Annotated in this window: 5 protein-coding genes; 1 reads left to right on the top strand and 4 read right to left on the bottom strand. The window is 45.1% G+C overall.

What is annotated here, in order from left to right; translation table 11 throughout:
• Positions 1–167 precede the first annotated feature (167 nt).
• On the bottom strand, positions 168–656 hold the full coding sequence (locus QVD32_RS12690) for an S-ribosylhomocysteine lyase (RefSeq protein ID WP_008861283.1): 489 nt from the start codon (positions 654–656) through the stop codon (positions 168–170).
• 17 nt (positions 657–673) lie between these two features.
• Entirely contained in the window at positions 674–1,357 is a 684-nt protein-coding gene (locus QVD32_RS12685) for a 5'-methylthioadenosine/adenosylhomocysteine nucleosidase (RefSeq protein WP_021891626.1), read from the bottom strand.
• Between the two features lie 154 nt (positions 1,358–1,511).
• On the opposite strand from QVD32_RS12685, the gene QVD32_RS12680 reads away from it, so the two are divergent.
• Entirely contained in the window at positions 1,512–2,024 is a 513-nt protein-coding gene (locus QVD32_RS12680) for a 3'-5' exonuclease (protein ID WP_021891627.1), read from the top strand.
• A gap of 567 nt (positions 2,025–2,591) precedes the next feature.
• Here the strand turns inward: QVD32_RS12680 and QVD32_RS12675 are convergent.
• Both QVD32_RS12675 and QVD32_RS12670 read right to left on the bottom strand, forming a co-directional pair.
• Positions 2,592–3,191: a WG repeat-containing protein gene (locus QVD32_RS12675; RefSeq protein WP_021891628.1), complete on the bottom strand. Its 600-nt coding sequence runs from the start codon at positions 3,189–3,191 to the stop codon at positions 2,592–2,594.
• 556 nt (positions 3,192–3,747) lie between these two features.
• The coding region (locus QVD32_RS12670; RefSeq protein WP_287710318.1) for a hypothetical protein at positions 3,748–3,936 on the bottom strand (189 nt) is incomplete at its 5' end.

The raw sequence follows: 3,936 nt of genomic DNA, 5'->3' as shown, positions 1-3,936 counted from the left end.
TCACTCTCTCCCTATGTTTCTGTAAAGGAATAGAAAGTACTCACAAAGCAAAAAGAAAGCACAAAAGGCCGATCGAAGTGTCGCTTTTAATCCTCTCCCCCTGCTCATCGCAGATGAGATAGGGGGAGTGCCCGCAGGGCGAGGGGGTTAAATCTACAATCTCCCCACTATTTTTCGATAGTAGGATAAACCAAGTTCTTTTCCTCGATAACGTCGAGAACCTCGCGCAGATATTTGTCTGCCTCCCATCGAGCCATAGGCAGGTCGTGCAGCAGATAATTTCCGCAGTCGCGTGGAGCGGCTCCCGGCACTTCTCCGTCGAAGTCGCGAATAAATCGGAATGTCTCCCGCATTAGTTCTACAATGTCCTTCGATTCGAGGTCGCCCTGCATCAGGAAATAATTTCCTGTACAGCAACCCATCGGGCCCCAGAATACGATTTTGTCGCCCCATACCGGGTGGTTACGCAAAAATGTGGCGGCTAAGTGTTCGATCGTGTGCAACGCACCGTAACCGATGGCCGGTTCCCGGTTGGGTTCTTTCATTCGAATATCGAAAGTCGTTACGACGTGGTCGCCCAAATAATCTTTACGGGAAACGTAAATGCCACGTAATAAATGGATATGGTCGATGGTAAAGCTCGGTATCTTTTTCATATCGATTGTTTTTTGTTTTACAACACATTGATGAGTTGGGTTAAAATCTCGAAAGAACGATGAGGCGCATTTTCCCAGAAATTGTTATACTGGTCTATATGGCCGTCGACACCCGGTGTATCGCTGATGATACGGAAGCTCAGGAAAGGAACGTGACGTAAGTAACATACTTGTGCGATAGACCCCGATTCCATATCTACGGCCATGCCCTCGGGGAACAGCCCTTTGATTTGCGAAAGTTCCGCCGGATCGGTGATAAAACGGTCGCCGCTGCAAACCAATCCCTTATAGAGAGACAAGTCGGTCGATACTTTCAATGCCTTTTCCACCAATGCCGGGTCGCTGTGGAACCGGGCGGGAAGTCCGTCTATCTGCCCCCATGCACAGTCTTCTCCGCACCAAACGTCGTGATAAACGATTTCGCTGCCCACCACTATATCCATGACATGCATCGATCGGTCTATACCTCCGGCGACACCGGTGTTCAGTATGCAGTCGGGAGCATATCGGTCTATCAGTTCGTAAGTCCGTATGGCCGACGATACTTTCCCTATTCCGCTTTGTGTCAGAATCAGTTCATGTTTCCCATTCGTGCCGATAATGAACAAAGACGAACCGTGCTGCTCTTCCCGAGGATTTTCGAGTAAACAGCGAACGCATTCCAATTCGCTTTGCATGGCTACGATAATACCTATTTTCATATTCGTTTTTCTTAAATTAGGGAGTAGGAATAGGGCAAATCCGTTTCCTGCTTCAAAGGTAGAGCATATCTCATGTATGACAAAATTTGCAGGAAGAAATTTCGATAATGCGATAATCTTGTTTTTTCCGTATCTTTACCCGAAGAATAATCGCATGAAAGATTTTGTCGCCATAGATTTCGAAACCGCCAATTACGAGCCTACGAGTATTTGTTCCGTGGGGCTTGTGGTCGTGCGTGGCGGGGAAATAACGCAGAGCATGCATCGGTTGGTTTGTCCCGAACCCGATTACTATATCCGCCGTTTTTCCGAACAAGTACACGGTATCTATCCGGCCGATACCTGCGGGGCTCCCACGTTCGACGCAGTATGGAGCGAGATCGTTCCGTGGGTCGAGGGGTTACCTTTCGTTGCCCATAACAAGGCTTTCGACGAACGGGTGCTTCGGGCTGCCTGTCGCATGTATGGCATCGATTATACCTACGGGACATTTCTCTGTACCCTCCGACAGGCGCGTCGGGTTATTCCCCGCACGTCCATTGCCAATTACCGGCTACCTACGGTTTGTGCCTATTTGGGTATTCCCTTCGACCGCCATCACTATGCACTTGCCGATGCCGAAGGCTGTGCGCGCATTGCCCTCCGTTTGTGGGGAGACGAAGAATAAGAAACGTTCGCGATACGTTCGCTTATTTTTTACCTATATATCTCCGAATGGTAGAAAATCCTTTTCTTCTCTCATACCTATGTAGCATTGCCGGATATTCATACACTTCTCTTAAAACAGAGATGGATTGGTGTGACACTATTGGAATGGTATTTTGAACCTCCTCCCTGCCGTGTCCCGTAGTATTACGGGGTGTCGCCCAGCAATAGGGGGAGAAGAACAAACACGATACACAGGAAAGTATTACCCTCCTCCTCTGTGTTTTGCATAGCAAAATATAGGGGAGGTGTCCTCTGGACGGAGGGGTTAAAAAATATCCTTAGCAGAGGAGGCATATCAAAGCATCACACACTCTCTCCCTATGTTTCTGTAAAGGAATAGAAAGTACTCACAAAGCAAAAAGAAAGCACAGAAAGGCCATTCAAAGTGACATTTTAATACTCTCCCTCTGCTCATCGCAGATAAGATAGGGGGAGGTGCAGGACGAGGGGGTATGAAGCGAAGATAAGACCTCTCTTTATCCTTAGTTTTTATAAGACAAAAAAGAATAAAATTTACAGTGATTTCTTATAGTGAGGGATTATTTATAAGAAGGCTGTTTGGCCGTTCTTTATAGCTGTGTTGAACGTCAATAATGGTATTTGTGTTTAACAGTGTGACTTCTATCATCGAAATATTTTCGATGGCCTCCTTTATCTTTACTATTATCCAGTCGTTAGAGTTGTCATAAGGTAAATAGAACCATCTGGCTAATCCTATAAAACCAATCCGATATTGTCTATTTTCTTTATCATCTACAACTTGCGTCGGGATCCATTCCATAACGCTAAATTGAGGAAGTGATACTCCCCTCTTGTCTATATAGAACCATTTATCACTTTCCCAATAATGATATTCTCCTTTTGAATTTGGTACTACTTTTTTTTCTCCTCTATTTGTAACCTTTGCACGTCCGTCTTTAAAAGGAAAACCAAAAGCAAATTGAGGTTTGATGATAATTGCACCCTTTTCATTTACATACCCTATACGCCCTTGCCTGTCTACAATGCGGCGCATTCCGTCTTGTAGATAGTCTTCACCGTTATCGATTTGATAGATTGTATAGCATCTATTTGGTATACATCCGACAAATAACAATAAGGTAAAAAGCTCAATGTAATATTTCATATAAGATATGCTCTATCGTTTTCTCTTAACTGTATTTGGCTATAAATATAATAAAAGTTTCATTCATAACTCTTTACGAATGAAACTTTTTTGTTGGACTGCAATGAGGCGCGGTATTTCTCACTTGATATTCTCTCTTTGTGCGATATGGGTTGTTGTATGTTCGGCTTTTTTATCCTACCGAACCGCTCGTGTGTGTTTTTACCGAACTTTGTGAATTCTATTCGTCCCGAATGAGGTTAGTGAAATTCGATAGGGGAGATGTTATGCGGAGCCGGAATGGGTGAAATCACTCAAAGTAACGTTTCAATTCTCTCCCCCTGCCGTGTCCCGTGACATTACGGGGTGTTTCCGTAAGGGAATATAGGGGGAGTGCCCGTAGGGCGAGGGGTTAAATTCTACAATCAAAAATCTTATATGCTATCTTCCTCAACCCCTCTCCTCAGAAACTATTGTTCTTCGGTCTCTCCCCTATATTCTGCGTTGCAAAACACAGGGGAGAAGTGTAAAATCTATCTCTCCACCCTAAAAGGAGAATGCTTTTTAACCCCCTCACCTATACCCTGCGGTATTGTAGGGTATTCACACACTCCTCCTCTGCGCACGTATGTGCGATTGGGCGAGAAGGCTCGTAGAGCCGGAAGATTAAAACAACGGTGGAGCGATGTATTGAAAGATTTCTACTCTCCTCCCTGCCGAGTCCCGTAGTATTACGGGGTGTCGCCCAGCAATAGGGGGAGAAGAA

The sequence above is a fragment of the Barnesiella sp. genome (genome assembly GCF_022723415.1).
In the GTDB taxonomy this organism is placed as follows: domain Bacteria; phylum Bacteroidota; class Bacteroidia; order Bacteroidales; family Barnesiellaceae; genus Barnesiella; species Barnesiella intestinihominis.
The sequence above is the reverse complement of the archived record's forward strand: the minus strand, read 5'-3'. Positions and strand labels throughout refer to the sequence as shown.